General features: G+C 73.2%; 12 protein-coding genes. 2 read left to right on the top strand and 10 right to left on the bottom strand.

The features are described 5' to 3' along the window. Window positions 1–11: 11 nt before the first annotated feature. Both ACFV7Q_RS12615 and ACFV7Q_RS12610 read left to right on the top strand, forming a co-directional pair. On the top strand, window positions 12–914 hold the full coding sequence (locus ACFV7Q_RS12615; protein WP_385427393.1) for an aminoglycoside phosphotransferase family protein: 903 nt from the start codon (window positions 12–14) through the stop codon (window positions 912–914). Window positions 915–955: 41 nt separating this feature from the next. Continuing rightward, window positions 956–2,008: a slipin family protein gene (locus tag ACFV7Q_RS12610; protein ID WP_385427390.1), complete on the top strand. Its 1,053-nt coding sequence runs from the start codon at window positions 956–958 to the stop codon at window positions 2,006–2,008. Between the two features lie 47 nt (window positions 2,009–2,055). On the opposite strand, the gene ACFV7Q_RS12605 is transcribed toward ACFV7Q_RS12610, so the two are convergent. The 10 genes from ACFV7Q_RS12605 to ACFV7Q_RS12560 form a co-directional block, all read right to left on the bottom strand. Beyond that, a complete protein-coding gene (locus ACFV7Q_RS12605) occupies window positions 2,056–3,771 on the bottom strand; it encodes a proline--tRNA ligase (RefSeq protein ID WP_385427387.1) in 1,716 nt (571 codons plus the stop codon). A 42-nt stretch (window positions 3,772–3,813) separates the two neighbouring features. Then, on the bottom strand, window positions 3,814–4,386 hold the full coding sequence (locus ACFV7Q_RS12600) for a GNAT family N-acetyltransferase (protein ID WP_385427384.1): 573 nt from the start codon (window positions 4,384–4,386) through the stop codon (window positions 3,814–3,816). Between the two features lie 155 nt (window positions 4,387–4,541). Further along, window positions 4,542–5,387, bottom strand: coding sequence for a GNAT family N-acetyltransferase (locus ACFV7Q_RS12595; RefSeq protein ID WP_385427382.1), 846 nt, complete (start codon window positions 5,385–5,387; stop codon window positions 4,542–4,544). A 157-nt stretch (window positions 5,388–5,544) separates the two neighbouring features. Beyond that, on the bottom strand, window positions 5,545–6,702 hold the full coding sequence (gene ispG / locus ACFV7Q_RS12590) for a flavodoxin-dependent (E)-4-hydroxy-3-methylbut-2-enyl-diphosphate synthase (protein WP_385427379.1): 1,158 nt from the start codon (window positions 6,700–6,702) through the stop codon (window positions 5,545–5,547). Window positions 6,703–6,876: 174 nt separating this feature from the next. Further along, on the bottom strand, window positions 6,877–8,178 hold the full coding sequence (locus tag ACFV7Q_RS12585; RefSeq protein WP_385427376.1) for a M50 family metallopeptidase: 1,302 nt from the start codon (window positions 8,176–8,178) through the stop codon (window positions 6,877–6,879). After that, window positions 8,175–9,428, bottom strand: coding sequence for a 1-deoxy-D-xylulose-5-phosphate reductoisomerase (gene dxr, locus ACFV7Q_RS12580; RefSeq protein ID WP_385427374.1), 1,254 nt, complete (start codon window positions 9,426–9,428; stop codon window positions 8,175–8,177). Before dxr ends, ACFV7Q_RS12585 begins: the two co-directional genes overlap by 4 nt. Before the next feature lie 20 nt (window positions 9,429–9,448). Beyond that, window positions 9,449–10,792: a hypothetical protein gene (locus ACFV7Q_RS12575; protein ID WP_385427371.1), complete on the bottom strand. Its 1,344-nt coding sequence runs from the start codon at window positions 10,790–10,792 to the stop codon at window positions 9,449–9,451. 56 nt (window positions 10,793–10,848) lie between these two features. Continuing rightward, entirely contained in the window at window positions 10,849–12,792 is a 1,944-nt protein-coding gene (locus tag ACFV7Q_RS12570) for an acyl-CoA dehydrogenase family protein (RefSeq protein ID WP_385427368.1), read from the bottom strand. Window positions 12,793–13,053: 261 nt separating this feature from the next. Then, on the bottom strand, window positions 13,054–14,499 hold the full coding sequence (locus ACFV7Q_RS12565; RefSeq protein WP_385427365.1) for an aldehyde dehydrogenase family protein: 1,446 nt from the start codon (window positions 14,497–14,499) through the stop codon (window positions 13,054–13,056). 174 nt (window positions 14,500–14,673) lie between these two features. Continuing rightward, window positions 14,674–16,254, bottom strand: coding sequence for a PucR family transcriptional regulator (locus ACFV7Q_RS12560; protein WP_385427363.1), 1,581 nt, complete (start codon window positions 16,252–16,254; stop codon window positions 14,674–14,676). Between the last annotated feature and the right edge of the window lie 83 nt (window positions 16,255–16,337).

Here is a 16,337-nt window from a genome sequence, read left to right as displayed (position 1 = left end):
ATCACGCACGCATGGCTTTCGAACCGCCGCAGCGGCTCGTACGGGCGCTCGGCGAGACGCCGGATCCGGCCGGGAACGCGGACTGGCTGGAGCAGTTGCCCCGGCTCACCGAAGCGGCGCTGGCCCGACGTGCGGTACAGGCGCTGCGGGTCCAGGCCCCCGGCGGTCGCAGCAGCCTCGTCGTCCTGGTCCGGTACGCCGACGGCAGCCCTGCCGCGCTGAAGCTCGCTCCCCCGCAGGCCCGGCCCGACCTGGAGCTGGCCGCGCTGGCGCACTGGGGCGGGTTCGGGGCCGTACGCGTCCTCGACACCCGGCAGAGCGCCGAGGACGGGGCGCTGCTGCTGGAGCGGCTGCACCCCGAGGTGTCCCTGCGTTCCCTGCCGGAGGCGAAGGCCACGCTGGAGGCCTGCGGCACGCTGCGCCGGCTGTGGGTGGAGCCGCCGGCCGGGCACGCCTTCGAGACGGTCGCGCAGCGCACCGCGCGGCAGGCCGAGGAGCTGCGCAAGGCTCCGCCGGAGGCCGCCGCGCTGGCGTCTGCGGCACTGGAGGTCCGCGCGGAGCTGACCGCCGTGACCGACGAGGCGCTGCTGCTGCACGGGAACTTCCGGCAGGGCAAGGTGCTCGCGGGCGACCGGGCGCCGTGGCTGACGGTGGGTCCGGAGCCGCTGATCGGCGAGCGGGCGTACGACCTGGCCCGGCTGGTCCGGGACCGGCTGGAGGACCTGGTCGCCTCCTCGGCGGGTGCTGCGGGCGCCCGCCGCCGGGTGAACAAGCTGGCCGACGGCCTGGAGGTGGACCGGGAGCGGCTGCGGGGCTGGACGCTGTTCCGGGCGGTGGAGTCGGGCAACCGCGCGCTGGCCGCCGGGCGGCGCCGGGATGCGGAGATGCTGCTGGAGTTTGCCGCCTGGCTGTAGGGCATACGGTAGGTAGAACGTATGCCCGGCAGGAGGCCGTCATGGTCCAGGAACTGCTTGCAGCGGGTGTCGCGGCGGGTCTGGCGATCGTGGTGTACGCGGGTGCCGCCGCACGGATCGTGAGGCAGTACGAGCGGGGCGTGGTCCTCCGCTTCGGTCGGCTGCGGCAGGGCATCCGGCGCCCGGGGTTCACGATGGTGGTGCCGCTCGTCGACCGGCTGCACAAGGTGAACATGCAGATCGTGACGATGCCGGTGCCCGCACAGGAGGGCATCACCCGGGACAACGTCACGGTGCGGGTCGACGCGGTCGTGTACTTCAAGGTCGTGGACCCGGCGAGCGCGATCATCGAGGTGGAGGACTACCGCTTCGCGGTCTCGCAGATGGCGCAGACCTCGCTGCGGTCGATCATCGGCAAGTCGGACCTGGACGACCTGCTGTCGAACCGGGAAATGCTGAACCAGGGCCTGGAGCTGATGATCGACAGCCCTGCCGTCGGGTGGGGCGTGCAGATCGACCGGGTCGAGATCAAGGACGTCTCGCTGCCGGAGACGATGAAGCGGTCGATGGCGCGGCAGGCGGAGGCCGACCGCGAGCGCCGGGCGCGGGTGATCAACGCGGACGCGGAGTTGCAGGCGTCGAAGAAGCTGGCCGAGGCGGCTGCGGTGATGTCGGACCAGCCGGCGGCGCTCCAGCTGCGGCTGCTGCAGACGGTGGTGGCGGTGGCCGCGGAGAAGAACTCCACGCTGGTGCTGCCGTTCCCGGTGGAGCTGCTGCGCTTCCTGGAGCGCGCGACCCCGACCACGCCCGACACCGAGGCCCCGCCCCGCCCGGCCGCGGGACCCCGACCGCCGGCGACCGGGGCCGATGCGCAGGCCGGGGCGCCCGCCCAGGCCGGGGCCGATGCGGAGGCCCGGGCCGGGTACGAGGCCGTCGTCGAGTACGGCGCCGGGGCCGGGTCCGCCGCTCCGGCACCGCCCCCGGTGGACGCCGCGGCGGCTCCGCCGGCGGTGGACGCCGGAACGCCGTCCACCGCCGTCGAGGGCGGCTCCGGCCCCCTGGTCCCGGCCGACACCGATCGCGACCGGGCCTGAGGGCCGGGCCTGAGGGCCGGCCTTGAGGGCCGGGCCGGCCGGACGGATCAGCTGGTTCCGCGGAGGCGGTTCAGGGCCTCGTCCAGGGGGAGTTCCTCCCGGGCACCGCTGGCGCGGTGCTGGAGTTCGACCACGGACTCGGCGGACCTGCGGCCCGCCACCAGGATCCACGGCACGCCGATCAGCTCCGCGTCGGTGAGCTTCACGCCGGGCGAGAGGCCCGCCCGGTCGTCCAGCAGGACCCGCAGCCCGGACTCCGCCAGCGCCGAGGCCGCCGTTTCGGCGAGCGCCAGCTGGGCGGCCTTGCCCGCCGCCACGACGTGGACGTCCGCGGGGGCCACCTCGGCCGGCCAGGCCAGGCCCCGTTCGTCGGCGGTCTGCTCGGCCAGCGCCGCCACGGCCCGTGAGACGCCGATGCCGTAGCTGCCCATCGTGACCCGCACCGGCTTGCCCTCGCGGCCGAGCACGTCCAGCCCGAAGGCGTCCGCGTACTTGCGGCCCAGCTGGAAGATGTGGCCGACCTCGATGGCGCGGTCGAGCCGCAGTCCGGCCCCGCACTGCGGGCAGGGGTCGCCGGGCTCCACGACGACCACGTCGAGGTAGCGGTCCACCTCGAAGTCGCGGCCGCAGACCACGTTCCGGGCGTGCGTGTCGGGCTTGTTGGCGCCCGTCACCCATGAAGTGCCGGGCGCGACACGGGGGTCGGCGATGTAGGGGACCTTGTCGAGGCCCTGCGGGCCCACGTAGCCGCGGACCAGTTCGGGACGGTCGACGAAGTCCTCGGCCGTCACCAACTCCACGACCGCCGGGGCGAGGTGCTCGCCCAGCTTGCCGAGGTCGACCTCCCGGTCCCCGGGCACGCCGACGGCCGTGATCTCGCCGTCCACCTTCACCAGCAGGTTCTTCAGCGTGGCCGACGCGGGGACGCCGAGGTGGGCGGCGAGCGTCTCGATCGTCGGGGTGTCGGGGGTGGGGATCTCCTCCAGGGCGGGGTGCCCGGCGCCCGCTTCCGCAGCCGCCGGGTCCGGGACGAAGGTGACCGCCTCCGTGTTGGCCGCGTAGTCGCAGGCGGGACAGTCGACGAAGGTGTCCTCGCCGGCCGCCGCGGGGGCCAGGAACTCCTCCGACGCGGAGCCGCCCATCGCTCCCGACACCGCGGAGACGATCCGGTGGTCGAGGCCGAGGCGGGTGAAGATCCGCTGGTACGCGGCCCGGTGGAGGGCGTAGGACTCGGCCAGGCCCTCGTCGCTGACGTCGAAGGAGTACGAGTCCTTCATCTGGAACTCGCGGCCGCGCAGCACGCCGGAGCGGGGCCGGGCCTCGTCGCGGTACTTGGTCTGGATCTGGTAGAGCATCACCGGCAGGTCCTTGTAGGACGTGCACTGGTCCTTCACGACGAGGGTGAAGATCTCCTCGTGGGTGGGTCCGAGCAGGTACTCCGCGCCCTTGCGGTCCCTGAGCCGGAACAGCAGGTCGCCGTACTCCGACCAGCGCCCGCTGACCTCGTACGGCTCCTTCGGCAGCAGTGCCGGGAGCAGCACCTCCTGGGCGCCGATCGCGTCCATCTCCTCCCGGACGATGCGCGAGACGTTGTCCAGGACCCGCTTGCCGAGCGGCAGCCAGGTCCACACCCCGGCCGAGCTGCGGCGGACGTATCCGGCGCGGACGAGGAGGCGGTGGCTGAGGGTCTCGGCGTCGGCCGGGTCCTCTCGGAGGGTCCTGGCCATGAGGCGGGACATGCGCTGCACGGGTTGCTTTGCCATGTCGGGAGGCTACCGGGGCACCGCGGGCGTCCCGAAACCAATTCAGGGCCTGCGCAGCGGCAGCGGGGCGCCCATGACGGCGTACGGCAGGCTCGCGCTCGGGAAGTGCACCTGGCGGGCGAGGTCGGTGTAGCCGAGGGCGTGGTAGAGCCGCCGGGCCGGGCTCTCGGCGTCGATGGCGGAGAGGATCGAGCGGGGCTCCGCGGCGGAGTCGGTGATGCGGGTGATGAGGGTGCGGCCGACGCCGCGGCCCTGGAAGCCGGGGTGGACGTGCAGCTCGGTGATGACGAAGGCGTCGTCGAGCCAGCCGTCGTGGCCCTCGGCCCGCAGGTACGGCTCGACGATCGAGGACCACCAGTAGGCGCGGTCGTTCGGCATCCCGTAGACGAATCCGGCGAGGGCCCCGTCGTCGGTGAACGCGCCGAGGGCCCGGGCCCCGGGGCAGGTCATGTGGCGCTGGACGATGTAGCGCCGGATGCCGACCTCCTCCTCGCTGAGCCCGAAGGCCACGGCCTGCACGCGCAGGGCCTCGTCGACGCGCGCGGCGAGGTCGAGGGGGCCGATGCTCAGTCCTGCGGGCCGGGCGGGGACGTCGCCCTCGGGGGTAGGCAGCATGCGGTGACCTTACTCGGCGGTCCCGGCCCGCCGGTATGCCCGGACGGATGCCGGGGGGAGTTCCCGCCGACCGTGTCCGGGCCCGGCGCGGCCGTTCCGCGGCCGGGTCCGCCGGGTGCGGCGGCGGCGCGGGGACCGGCGGCCGCACCGAACGGCTAGAACAGTACGCTCATGAACGCGCCGACCTCGCGGAAGCCGACGCGCCGGTACGCCGCCCGCGCGGCGGCGTTGAAGTCGTTGACGTACAGGCTGACCACGGGTGCGACGTCGCGCAGGGCGAAGTCGACGACGGCGGCCATGCCGGTCTCGGAGTGGCCGCGGCCGCGGAATTCGGGGGCCACCCACACGCCCTGGATCTGGCAGGCGGAGGCGGTGGCCGCGCCGATCTCCGCCTTGAAGACGACCTTGCCGTTCTCGACGCGGGCGAAGGAGCGGCCGGAACCGACCAGCTCGGCGACCCGGGCCTGGTACAGGAGGCCGCCGTCGCCGGCCAGCGGCGAGACGCCGACCTCCTCGGTGAACATGGCCACGCAGGCGGGCATGATCAGGTCCATCTCGTCCTTGCGGATGCGGCGGACGAGGGGGTCGGGACGTACGGCGGCGGACGGCTGCTCGGTGACCATGAGCGGCTGGTGGGACCGGACGTCGCGGGCCGGGCCCCAGCTGGGCTCCAGGAGCCGCCAGAGCAGCCCGGTGGCCTCGGAGGGGCCGACGATGGAGGAGCAGCGGCGGCCGGTGCGCCGGGCACGGTCGGCGAAGGCCCGCACGGCGTCGGGGCCGGCGCAGACGGGGACGAGGTTGGCGCCCGCGTAGCACAGGGAGCGCAGCTCGCCGCCCGCGTAGTAGCCCCACATCTCGCCCCCGAGCCGCCAGGGGTCGAGTCCGGCGACCTGGACCCGGGAGGTGACGAAGGCGTTCTCGACCGGCTCGCGATCCAGGATGGCGAGCGCGGCGTCGAGATCGCTGGGCTCAAGGACCCGCGTGGTGGTCTGCGTCAACACTGGGGCCTCACCTACAGGGCTGCTGATCTGTCGAACTGTACCCGCCGGGCAGGGGGAATGCCTGGTCGCACGGGTCACGAAAAGGGCGCGGCCCCGCCCGCGAGCTGCGGGAACGGGGCCGGGGCCGGGGCCGGTGGGTGCGGGTGTCCGCGGGGGTTCAGACGCCGATGGCGACGGTGGGCTCGCCGGAGGCGACGCCGTCCTTCTCCATCTGCTCGGCGATCTTCATCGCCTCTTCGATGAGGGTCTCCACGATCTTCGACTCGGGGACGGTCTTGATGACCTCGCCCTTGACGAAGATCTGGCCCTTGCCGTTGCCGGAGGCGACGCCGAGGTCGGCCTCGCGGGCCTCGCCGGGGCCGTTGACGACGCAGCCCATGACCGCGACGCGCAGCGGGACCTCCATGCCGGTGAGGCCGGCGGTGACCTCCTCGGCGAGCTTGTAGACGTCGACCTGGGCGCGGCCGCAGGACGGGCAGGAGACGATCTCCAGGCGGCGCGGCTTGAGGTTCAGCGACTCCAGGATCTGGCGACCGACCTTGACCTCCTCGACCGGCGGGGCCGAGAGGGAGACGCGGATGGTGTCGCCGATGCCCTCGGAGAGCAGGGCGCCGAAGGCGACGGCGGACTTGATGGTGCCCTGGAAGGCGGGGCCGGCCTCGGTGACGCCGAGGTGCAGCGGGTAGTCGCACTGGGCGGCGAGCAGGCGGTAGGCGTTGACCATCACGACCGGGTCGTTGTGCTTGACCGAGATCTTGATGTCGCGGAAGCCGTGCTCCTCGAAGAGGGAGGCCTCCCACAGCGCGGACTCGACCAGCGCCTCGGGGGTGGCCTTGCCGTACTTCTGGAGCAGGCGGCGGTCGAGGGAGCCTGCGTTGACGCCGATGCGGATCGGGGTGCCGGCGTCGCCGGCGGCCTTCGCGATCTCCTTGACCTTGTCGTCGAACTGCTTGATGTTGCCCGGGTTCACGCGGACGGCGGCGCAGCCGGCGTCGATCGCGGCGAACACGTACTTGGGCTGGAAGTGGATGTCGGCGATCACGGGGATCTGCGACTTCTTCGCGATGACGGCCAGGGCGTCGGCGTCGTCCTGGGTCGGGCAGGCCACGCGGACGATCTCGCAGCCGGATGCGGTGAGCTCCGCGATCTGCTGGAGCGTCGCGCCGATGTCGGACGTGCGGGTGGTGGTCATGGACTGCACCGACACGGGTGCGTCGCCACCGACGGCCACCGAGCCGACCTGGATCTTGCGGCTGACCCTGCGGTCGGCAAGCTTCGTCGGCACGGACGGCATTCCGAGAGAGATGGCAGTCATCTGCTGTGCAACCCCAAGGTGTGGATCGAGGTCCCGAGATCGGCGGGCTCCGGCTTCGAGGTTACGCCAACGACGGCGCGGCCCTTGCATCCGAGGGGGCCCGGACACCCGTACGCAGTGGGCCGGGCACGGTACGTGCCCGGCCCGAGCCCCTGGGGCGCGCATGCGGTCGAATCAGGTGATCTTGATCGGGTTCACCACGTCGGCCACGAGGACGAGCAACGTGAAGCAGACGAACACGCCGGCCACCACGTACGCGGCGGGCATCAGCTTCGCCACGTCGAACGGGCCGGGGTCGGGCCGGCGGAACACCTTGGCCACCGTGCGCCGCACCGACTCCCACAGGGCGCCCGCGATGTGGCCGCCGTCCAGCGGCAGCAGTGGGAGCATGTTGAACAGGAACAGGGAGAGGTTGAAGTAGCCGACGAGCTGGAGGAAGAACACCAGCCGGTCCGTGGCCGGGATGTCCAGGGTGGCGATCTCCCCGCTGATCCGGGCGGCGCCGACGATGCCCATCGGAGAGTCGGGTTCGCGTTCGGCGCCGTCGAAGGCGGCGTTCCACAGCCCGGGGACCTTGGCGGGCAGCTGGAGCAGCCCTTCGAGGCTCCGGTCGACCTCCTCGCCCATGTGGCTGACGGACTGGGCGAAGGTCAGCGCGGTGGTCTCGGTCTTCGGGCTGAAGCCGAGCCAGCCGGCCGTGACGTACTGGCCCTTGACGTAGCCGCCGTGGCCGTCGGTCTTGGCGACCCGGTTCTCGATGAGCGTCACGGGCAGGGTCAGGCGCTGCCCGTCCCGCTCGACGGTGACGGTGGCGGGGCCGACGGTGTCGCGGATGCGCTTCTGGAGGGTGGACCAGTCTTCGACGGCGCGGCCGTTGAAGGCGACGATCCGGTCGTCCGCGCGCAGGCCGGCGGCCTTGGCCGGGGCGACGGGGTCGCCGTCCTTGCAGACCTCCCGCTTCTCGCTCTGCTGGATGACGCACGGCGAGACGCTGGCGACCTTCGTGGTGGTCTGGTTGACGCCGAAGGTCATCCAGACGCCGAAGAAGACCGCGAGCGCCAGCACCAGGTTCATGAACGGGCCGGCGAACATCACGATGACGCGCTTCCACGGCTTGCGCGTGTAGAACAGGCGCGTCTCGTCGCCCGGCTGGAGCTCCTCGTACGCCGCCGAGCGGGCGTCCTCGATCATCGAGCGGAACGGGGAGGTCGACCGGGCGGTGACCTTGCCGTCGTCACCGGGCGGGAACATCCCGATCATGCGGATGTAGCCGCCCATCGGGATGGCCTTGATCCCGTACTCCGTCTCGCCCTTGTGCCGCGACCAGATGGTCGGGCCGAAGCCGACCATGTACTGGGGCACCCGGATGCCGAAGAGCTTGGCCGTGGAGAGGTGGCCGAGCTCGTGCCAGGCGATGGAGACGAGCAGCCCGCATACGAAGATGAGTATGCCGAGCACCGTCATGAGTGCTGTCATGCGCGCGCCTCCAGGGCGGCCTGCGCCGCCATCTCCCGTGCCCGGGCCCTGGCCCAGGTCTCCGCTTCGAGGACGTCCTCCACGGTGAGGGAAGTTCCCGTGTCCGGCGTCCCGTGCTCATCGACCACGGCAGAGACCGTATCCATGATTGCTGTGAACGGCAGCCGACCGGCCAGGAAGGCGTCCACGCACTCCTCGTTCGCCGCATTGAAGACGGCGGGGGCGGTGGAGCCGAGCGTGCCCACGTGCCGGGCCAGGTCCACGGCCGGGAAGGCCTCCGTGTCGAGCGGGAAGAACTCCCAGGTCGACGCCTTGGTCCAGTCGAAGGCGGGGGCAGCGTCCGGGACCCGCTGCGGCCAGCCGAGGCCGATCGCGATGGGCCCGCGCATGTCCGGCGGGGTGGCCTGGGCAAGGGTGGAGCCGTCGGAGAACTCCACCATCGAGTGGACGTAGGACTGGGGGTGGACGACGACCTCGATGCGGTCGAACGGGATGTCGTAGAGCAGGTGCGCCTCGATGACCTCCAGCCCCTTGTTGACCAGGGTCGCCGAGTTGACGGTGATGACCGGGCCCATCGCCCAGGTGGGGTGCGCGAGCGCGTCCTCGACGGTGACGGCCGCCAGCTCGGCGCGGGTTCGGCCGCGGAACGGGCCGCCGGAGGCGGTGACGACGAGCTTGCGGACGTCCGCGCGGGTGCCGGCGGCGAGGGCCTGGAAGAGGGCGGCGTGCTCGGAGTCGACCGGGATGATCTGGCCCGGCTGCGCGAGCTCCTTGACCAGCGGGCCGCCGACGATCAGCGACTCCTTGTTGGCCAGCGCCAGCGTCCGGCCCGCCCGGAGCGCGGCGAGGGTGGGTGCCAGGCCGATGGAGCCGGTGATGCCGTTGAGGACGGTGTGGCACGCGGAGGCGGCGACCTCGGTCGCGGCGTCCGGCCCGGCCAGGATCTCGGGCAGCGGCTCGGAAGGTCCGTAGGCGGCGCTCAGCGCCTCTTTCAGGGCCGGTACGGCGTCCTCACGGGCCACGGCCACGGCGCCCACCCGCAGCTGCCGGGCCTGCTCGGCCAGCAGCCCGGGGCGCCCGCCCGCGGCGGACAGCGCCGTCACCCGGAACCGGTCCGGGTTGCGCAGGGCCAGGTCGATGGCCTGGGTGCCGATGGACCCGGTGGAGCCGAGGACGACGATGTCCCGGCGGCCGGCCGCGGCGTCGAAGAGGAGGTGCGGGTCGGCGAGGGGGGCTGGACTGTCGCTCATCCCCCCATTGTCGCGGCAACTCAGGAGCGCTCGGACCCGCCCCCACCCGGCTCCCCGCGCAGTACGTCGGCGAGCAGCTCGGGCAGGGTCCCGACGTGGTCGGGCAGGGCACGGGCGGCGGCCCACCAGGCGTCGGGGTCCGTGCCGAGGGCGGCGTCGCACAGCCGGTCGGCCTCGGCGCGGGCGGCGAGGACGGCCCCGGGCCGGTCGTACCGGTCCGGGTGGTCGGTGTCGCCCAGCCAGTGGTCCTCGTCCAGCGCCCAGGCCGCGGGCGCCTTGTGCCGGATGACGTCGGTTCCGGTGAGCAGGCCGCGGTCCAGACAGCCGCGGACCCAGCGGATGTCCTCCCGCACGTCGCCCATGGCGTTCGGGACCCGGAGGCTGGCCAGGGCCAGCTCGCGGTCGACGCCGGCGACGACCGGTTGCGGGGAGCGGCGTCCGAGGTCCTTGACGGCCTGGCCGAGGGTGTCCCTCGCGCCCTCCGGGCTCGGCCGGGGCGCGGCCCCGGCGGCCACCGCGGCCGCCAACTCGGGCAGGGTGCCCCGGAATCCGGGTGCGTGGCGGACGAGTTCGGCCCACAGTCGCGGGTCGTCGCCCAACACGGGGCGCAGCACCCGGGTCAGGGCGGCGCGCATGCCGGCGCGTTCGTCGAGGTTCCAGCCCAGGTTGGCGGTGGCGTGCAGCTGCCCGAGCAGCAGCGTGCGGGGGGCCGGTGCCACGGCCGCCGCGAGCTCGTCGAAGGTCAGGATGCCGGTGCGGACGGCGCGGACCGCCGGCCGGTGCCAGTCCGGCCCGTACGCCTCCTGCGCGCGGGTGTCGAGGAGGGCGAGGCAGGTCTGCCGGTCGAGGCCGCCGACCAGGATCAGCGCCTCGGTGGAGCCGGGCGGCAGCGGGGAGCGGGCGTGCTCGCGCAGCAGCAGGGCGGGGTCGAGCTCGTGGTCCAGGGTCAGGATGCTGAGCGGGACCCGTGGACGGCGGCGACCGTGCAGGCGCAGCAGGGCGACCACCTCGGCGCTGGTCAGCGGGGGCTCCGGGGCCCGCCCCAGCTGGGCGCCGACGGTGGCCAGCAGTGCGGGCGAGGGGCCGGGGCGGGCGGCGTACCGGGCGGGGCCGGGCAGGCCCGGCAGCGGGCGGCCGAGGACGTGCGGATTGCGGGCGACGGTGGCGCGGTCCTCGGGGGTGCCGTCCCGCAGGAGCAGGGTGACGACGGGGGCCGGGAGGTACTCGTCGCGGCACAGGTAGCGGCGGGTGGGGGCGTCGAGCCGCCCGAGGACGTCGGCGACGACGGCGTCCGGTGCGTGGCGCAGTAGGAGCGCCACGCACCAGGCGAGCCTCCGGCTTTCCCTGTCCGTGTGTGCGTGCATCCGATTCCCTGTCGCCGGCCCCTACGCCTCAACCGGCGCCCGGCGATGATCGCAGGTCAGCGGAAGGGGCGGTGGACATTTTCCCTGGTCGAAGGGCCGGGGGCGGCGTCGGCGATCCACAGGCCCTCGCCGGAGGGGTCGAGGACGCCCTCCTCCAGCCAGGTGTAGCTGCCGCCGAGGACCGAGGCGACGACCTTGCGGTCGAGGTCGTCGGTGTTGTTCCAGAGCCGCCCGAAGAGCTCCTCCACCCGGATGCGGGACTGCCGGCAGAAGGCGTCGGCCAGCTGGTAGGCCTCGCGGCCGTGGTCGCCGGTGGTGCGCAGGTGCTCGGCGCGGACGCAGGCCGCGCTCATCGCGAAGAGCTCGGCCCCGATGTCGACGATCCGGCCGAGGAAGCCCTGCTTGGTCTCCATGCGGCCCTGCCAGCGGGACATGGCGTAGAAGGTCGACCGCGCGAGCTTGCGGGCGCTGCGCTCCACATGGCGCAGATGGGCGGAGAGGTCGGGATGGCCTGGAGGGTGGAACTCGCGGTAGCTACCGGGGACCTGGCCGGCGCCGGTGGCGAGCTTGGGCAGCCAGCGGGCGTAGAACCCGGCGGCACGGGCGCCCGCCTTGGCCTTGTCGCCGAGGTCCTTGTCGGGGTCGATGAGGTCGCCGGCGACCGACAGGTGGGCGTCGACGGCCTCGCGGGCGATCAGCAGGTGCATGATCTCGGTGGAACCCTCGAAGATCCGGTTGATGCGCAGGTCGCGCAGCAGCTGCTCGGCGGGGACGGCGCGCTCGCCGCGGGCGGCGAGCGACTCGGCCGTCTCGAAGCCGCGTCCGCCGCGGATCTGGACCAGCTCGTCGGCCATGAGCCAGGCCATCTCGGAGCCGTAGAGTTTGGCGAGGGCGGCCTCGATGCGGATGTCGTTGCGGTCCTCGTCGGCCATCTGGGAGGCGAGGTCGACTACGGCCTCCAGCGCGAAGGTGGTGGCGGCGATGAAGGAGATCTTGGCGCCGACGGCCTCGTGGCGGGCGACCGGGCGGCCCCACTGCTCGCGGACCCCGGCCCACTCTCGGGCGATCTTCAGGCACCACTTGCCGGCGCCGACGCACATGGCGGGCAGGGACAGCCGGCCCGTGTTGAGGGTGGTCAGCGCGATCTTCAGGCCGGCTCCCTCGGCGCCGATGCGCTGCGAGGCGGGGACCCGGACCCGGTGGAAGCGGGTGACGCCGTTCTCCAGGCCGCGCAGGCCCATGAAGGCGTTGCGGTGCTCGACGGTGATGCCGGGCGAGTCGGCCTCGACGACGAAGGCGGTGATTCCGCCGCGGTGGTTCTCCGAGGCGGGTACCCGGGCCATGACCACGAGCAGGTCCGCGACGACACCGTTGGTGGTCCACAGCTTCACGCCGTCGAGGACGTACGCGTCGTCGCCGTCGGGGACGGCGGTGGTGGCCAGCCGGGCCGGGTCGGAGCCGACGTCCGGTTCGGTGAGCAGGAAGGCGCTGATGGCGGTGGTGGCGCAGCGCGGCAGGAAGGTTTCCTTCTGCTCCTGGGTGCCGAACATCTTCAGCGGCTGCGGGACGCCGATCGACTGGTGGGCGGAGAGCAGGGCCCCGATGGCGGGGCTGACCGAGCCGACCAGGGCCAGCGCCTTGTTGTAGTACACCTGCGTCAGGCCGAGGCCCCCGTACTTGGGGTCGATCTTCATGCCGAGGGCGCCGAGCTCCTTGAGCCCGCGCACGGTCTCGTCGGGGATCCGCGCCTCCCGCTCGATGCGGGGGCCGTCGATGGCGGTCTCGCAGAACGCCCGGAGCCGGGCCAGGAAGGCCTCGCCGCGCCGGACGTCCTCGTCGGCGGGCTGCGGGTGCGGATGGATCAGGTCGAGGCGGAACCTGCCGAGGAAGAGTTCCTTGGCGAAGCTGGGTTTGTGCCAGTCCTGTTCCCTAGCTGCCTCCGCGACTTGTCGTGCGTCGCGCTCGGTCACCTTGGGCTGTGCGGGCTGTGTTGCCGACATGAGGGGGCTCACCTCGCCGCCGATTGGGGGACTCTTCTGTCGATTACCAGCGGGTGCTACCTGGGAGTCGTACCCGTTTCGCCCGCTCGGAAAAGCCCCTGTGGGCCGGGTGGGGGAAAACGGCCTGGCTCACCGGCGCGCACGCCCCAGCGCTCCGGCTCCCGTCCCGGACGCTTCCCGCAGCTCATGGCCGGGCATGCAGAACAACGGCCGGAGCCCCCGCACAGTGGGCTCCGGCCGTCGGTCGGTGGACGTACGGAATCAGATGTTCAGGCCGGTCAGGACCAGGACCCGCTCGTACGTGTAGTCGTCCATCGCGTAGCGGACGCCCTCGCGCCCGACACCCGACTGCTTGACGCCGCCGTAGGGCATCTGGTCGGCGCGGTAGGACGGGGCGTCGCCGATGATCACGCCGCCGACCTCCAGCTCGCGGTGGGCGCGGAAGGCGGTCTGGACGTCGTGGGTGAAGACGCCGGTCTGCAGGCCGAACTTGGAGTCGTTGACCTTGGCGAAGGCCCCGTCCGTGTCCTCCACCTTGTGCAGCGTGAGGACCGGGCCGAAGACCTCCTCGCAGGCGAGGGTGACGCCCTCGGGCAGGTCCGCGAGGACGGTCGGCTCGTACGAGGCTCCCTCGCGCTTGCCGCCGGTGAGCAGCTTGGCGCCGGCGGAGACGGCCTCGTCGACCCAGGACTCGACGCGCTTGGCGGCGTCCTCGGAGACGAGCGGGCCGACGTCGGTGGCGTCGTCGGACGGGTCGCCGGTGACCTGGGCCCGGACCTTGGCGACGACCTTCTCGACGAGGCGGTCGTAGACGGAGTCGACGGCGATCACGCGCTGCACGGAGATGCAGGACTGGCCGGCCTGGTAGTTGGAGAAGGTCGCGATGCGGGTCGCGGCCCAGTCGAGGTCGGCCTCGGAGGACCAGTCGTCCAGGACGACGGCGGCCGCGTTGCCGCCGAGCTCCAGGGTGCAGTGCTTGTGCGGCACCGACTGCTGGATGGCGTAGCCGACCTTGTCGGAGCCGGTGAAGGAGATGACGGGCAGGCGGTCGTCCTGGACCAGGGCCGGCATCTTCTCGTTGGCGACCGGGAGGACCGACCAGGAGCCGGCCGGGAGGTCGGTCTCGGCGAGCAGCTCGCCGAGGATCAGGCCGGAGAGCGGGGTGGCCGGGGCCGGCTTGAGGATGATCGGCGCGCCAACGGCGATGGCCGGGGCGACCTTGTGCGCGCACAGGTTCAGCGGGAAGTTGAACGGCGCGATGCCGAGGACCGGGCCCTTGACGAAGCGGCGGGTCAGGGCGAGACGGCCGACACCGCCGGCGTCGGTGTCCAGGCGCTGGGCCTCTCCACCGTTGAAGCGGCGGGCCTCCTCGGCGGCGAAGCGGAACACGGACACCGCACGGCCGACCTCGCCGCGGGCCCACTTGATGGGCTTGCCGTTCTCGGCGGAGATCAGCTGGGCGATCTCCTCGGTGCGCTCCACGAGCCGCTTGGACACGTGGTCCAGGGCGGCGGCCCGGACGTGGGCGGGGGTCGCGGAGAACTCCGCCGTCACGGCGTACGCCGCGGCCACTGCCTCTTCGACCTGGGCGTCGGTCGGCACGCTGACGGTACCGACGAGACGGCCGTCCCACGGGTTGTGGACGTCGAAGCTGTCCTCGCCGGTGGCCAGGCGGCCGGCGAGCCAGAAGGCGTGGGTGGAGGTCATGCGAATCCCGGCCCTTCGTAGTGTGTGCGGGTCCTTGTCGACACCACCGTAGGACTCCGGGCCCGGTTCGCGGCTTGTCCGCCGTGGAGTACGTGAGGGCCGGGCCACGCCGCTTTGTCGGTTTTCCGGGACGGGGGCCGCGTGCCGCCCGCTCCCGGCGGGCGGTCGGACCGCTCAAGGGGCGGCGGAGCCCGTCTTGAGGGCGAGCCACAGCTCCATGCGGACGTCCGGGTCGTCCAGGGACCGGCCGAGGATCTCCTCGACCCTCCGCATCCGGTAGCGCAGGGTGTGCCGGTGCACGCCGAGGTCGGCCGCCGCCGCGTCCCACTGGCCGTGCCGCGAGAGCCAGGCGTGCAGCGAGGCGACCAGGTCGCCGCGACCCTTCTCGTCGTGCTCGCGCAGCGCCCGCAGGGTGCCCTCCGCGAAGGCGCGTACGGCCTCGTCCGCGAGCAGCGGCAGCACCGAGCCGGCCGCGAGGTCCTCGTGCTCCACCATCGGACGGCCCCGCCGCCGGGCCACGGCCAGGGCCTGGTCGGCCTGCTTGTGCGCGGCGGCCACGCCCGACGGGTCGGCGGGGCCGGACATCCCGACCACCAGCTCGTCGGGTTCGGGGCCGGTGGCCTCGCGGCCGCGCCGCGATTCGAGGGCCTCGGCGTGGTCGGCGCAGGCCTGGACCGCCGCGCCGCCGTCGGCGGCCAGCACCAGCAGTCGTTCCGGCTCGGGCACGACCAGCAGTGCCTCCCCGGTACGGGCGGCAGCCGATTCCATGGTGTCGGCCAGCAGCGCCAGCCCCTGGGGCTGCGCGGTACCCGGCAGTGCCGGCTCGGCCACGATCAGCCGGAACGGCGCCTCCAGCAGCCCCCCGTACAGGTCCTCGGCCACGGTCCGCGCGTGCTCGGCCTCCCCGGCCAGCAGCATCCGCAGCACCGCCGCCCCCAACCGGGACTCGGCGTCGTGCAGCGACCGCGACCGCTCGGTGGTGAGGGTGAGCAGAGCCACCGCGGAGTGGACGGCGTACCGCTCGGCGGTGCCCAGGGGCGCGCCGGTACCCACCGCCAGGGCTCCGCGGGCCCGCCGGCCCGTGCCCAGCGACTGGAGCTCGACGCGGTCCTCGGCGCCGCCGACGACGGCGCTGGCCGGTGCCGGGCGCTCGCGCAGCCGCTCCACGTCCGGGGTGAGCCGGGCGGCCCGGCGCGCAGCCCAGTCCGGGGCGGCTGCGACCACCACGCCGGCGGTGTCGTAGAGGGCGGCCCAGCCGTGCACGTGCGCGGCCAGCCGGGACAGCAGCTCGGCCGGCCCGTCGGAGGCGAGGGCGGCCCGGGTCAGGTCGCGCTGTGCCTCGAAGCCGGCGGTGACGGCCCGGTACTGGTCGGCCGCGAGGGCGGCGGAGACGGCCTTGCTGATGGCGAGGAACGGCGTCCGGCGCGGCACCTCCAGCAGCGGGAGGTCCTCGGCGCGGGCGGCGTCGACGAGTGCCTGCGGGATCTCCTCGTAGTTCACGCCGACGGCGAAGCCGATGCCGACGACGCCGGCCGCGGCGAGGCGGCGGACGTAGCGGCGCATCTCCTGCGGGTCCTCGGCGTCCAGCTTCATCGCGGTGATCAGGAGGAGTTCCCCGCCCTCCATGTAGGGGACGGGGTCGGCGAGCTCGCTGACGTGGGCCCAGCGCACCGGGGTGTCCAGGCGGCCCTCCCCCGCCCGGACGCTGAGCTTGAGCGCCGAGTGCTGGACGAGTGAGGCGAGGGTGAGCGGCATCGGGTACCAGGGGCCTTAACGGGAGCGAGGACGGCGAGGACAGCAGGTGATTTCGCCGTGTCGTACGAACGGCTCTCCTCGAT

The organism is Streptomyces sp. NPDC059851 (assembly GCF_042732005.1).
Classification (GTDB): domain Bacteria; phylum Actinomycetota; class Actinomycetes; order Streptomycetales; family Streptomycetaceae; genus Streptomyces.
Note: the sequence above shows the minus strand (reverse complement) of the source record. Positions and strands in the feature narration are given on the sequence as shown.

Coding starts and splice junctions, on each gene's coding strand:
- ACFV7Q_RS12615 (WP_385427393.1), top strand. CDS start 12: ATGGCTTTCGAACCGCCGCAGCGGCTCGTACGGGCGCTCGGCGAGACG.
- ACFV7Q_RS12610 (WP_385427390.1), top strand. CDS start 956: ATGGTCCAGGAACTGCTTGCAGCGGGTGTCGCGGCGGGTCTGGCGATC.
- ACFV7Q_RS12605 (WP_385427387.1), bottom strand. CDS start 3,771: ATGGCAAAGCAACCCGTGCAGCGCATGTCCCGCCTCATGGCCAGGACC.
- ACFV7Q_RS12600 (WP_385427384.1), bottom strand. CDS start 4,386: ATGCTGCCTACCCCCGAGGGCGACGTCCCCGCCCGGCCCGCAGGACTG.
- ispG (WP_385427379.1), bottom strand. CDS start 6,702: ATGACTGCCATCTCTCTCGGAATGCCGTCCGTGCCGACGAAGCTTGCC.
- ACFV7Q_RS12585 (WP_385427376.1), bottom strand. CDS start 8,178: ATGACAGCACTCATGACGGTGCTCGGCATACTCATCTTCGTATGCGGG.
- dxr (WP_385427374.1), bottom strand. CDS start 9,428: ATGAGCGACAGTCCAGCCCCCCTCGCCGACCCGCACCTCCTCTTCGAC.
- ACFV7Q_RS12575 (WP_385427371.1), bottom strand. CDS start 10,792: ATGCACGCACACACGGACAGGGAAAGCCGGAGGCTCGCCTGGTGCGTG.
- ACFV7Q_RS12570 (WP_385427368.1), bottom strand. CDS start 12,792: ATGTCGGCAACACAGCCCGCACAGCCCAAGGTGACCGAGCGCGACGCA.
- ACFV7Q_RS12565 (WP_385427365.1), bottom strand. CDS start 14,499: ATGACCTCCACCCACGCCTTCTGGCTCGCCGGCCGCCTGGCCACCGGC.
- ACFV7Q_RS12560 (WP_385427363.1), bottom strand. CDS start 16,254: ATGCCGCTCACCCTCGCCTCACTCGTCCAGCACTCGGCGCTCAAGCTC.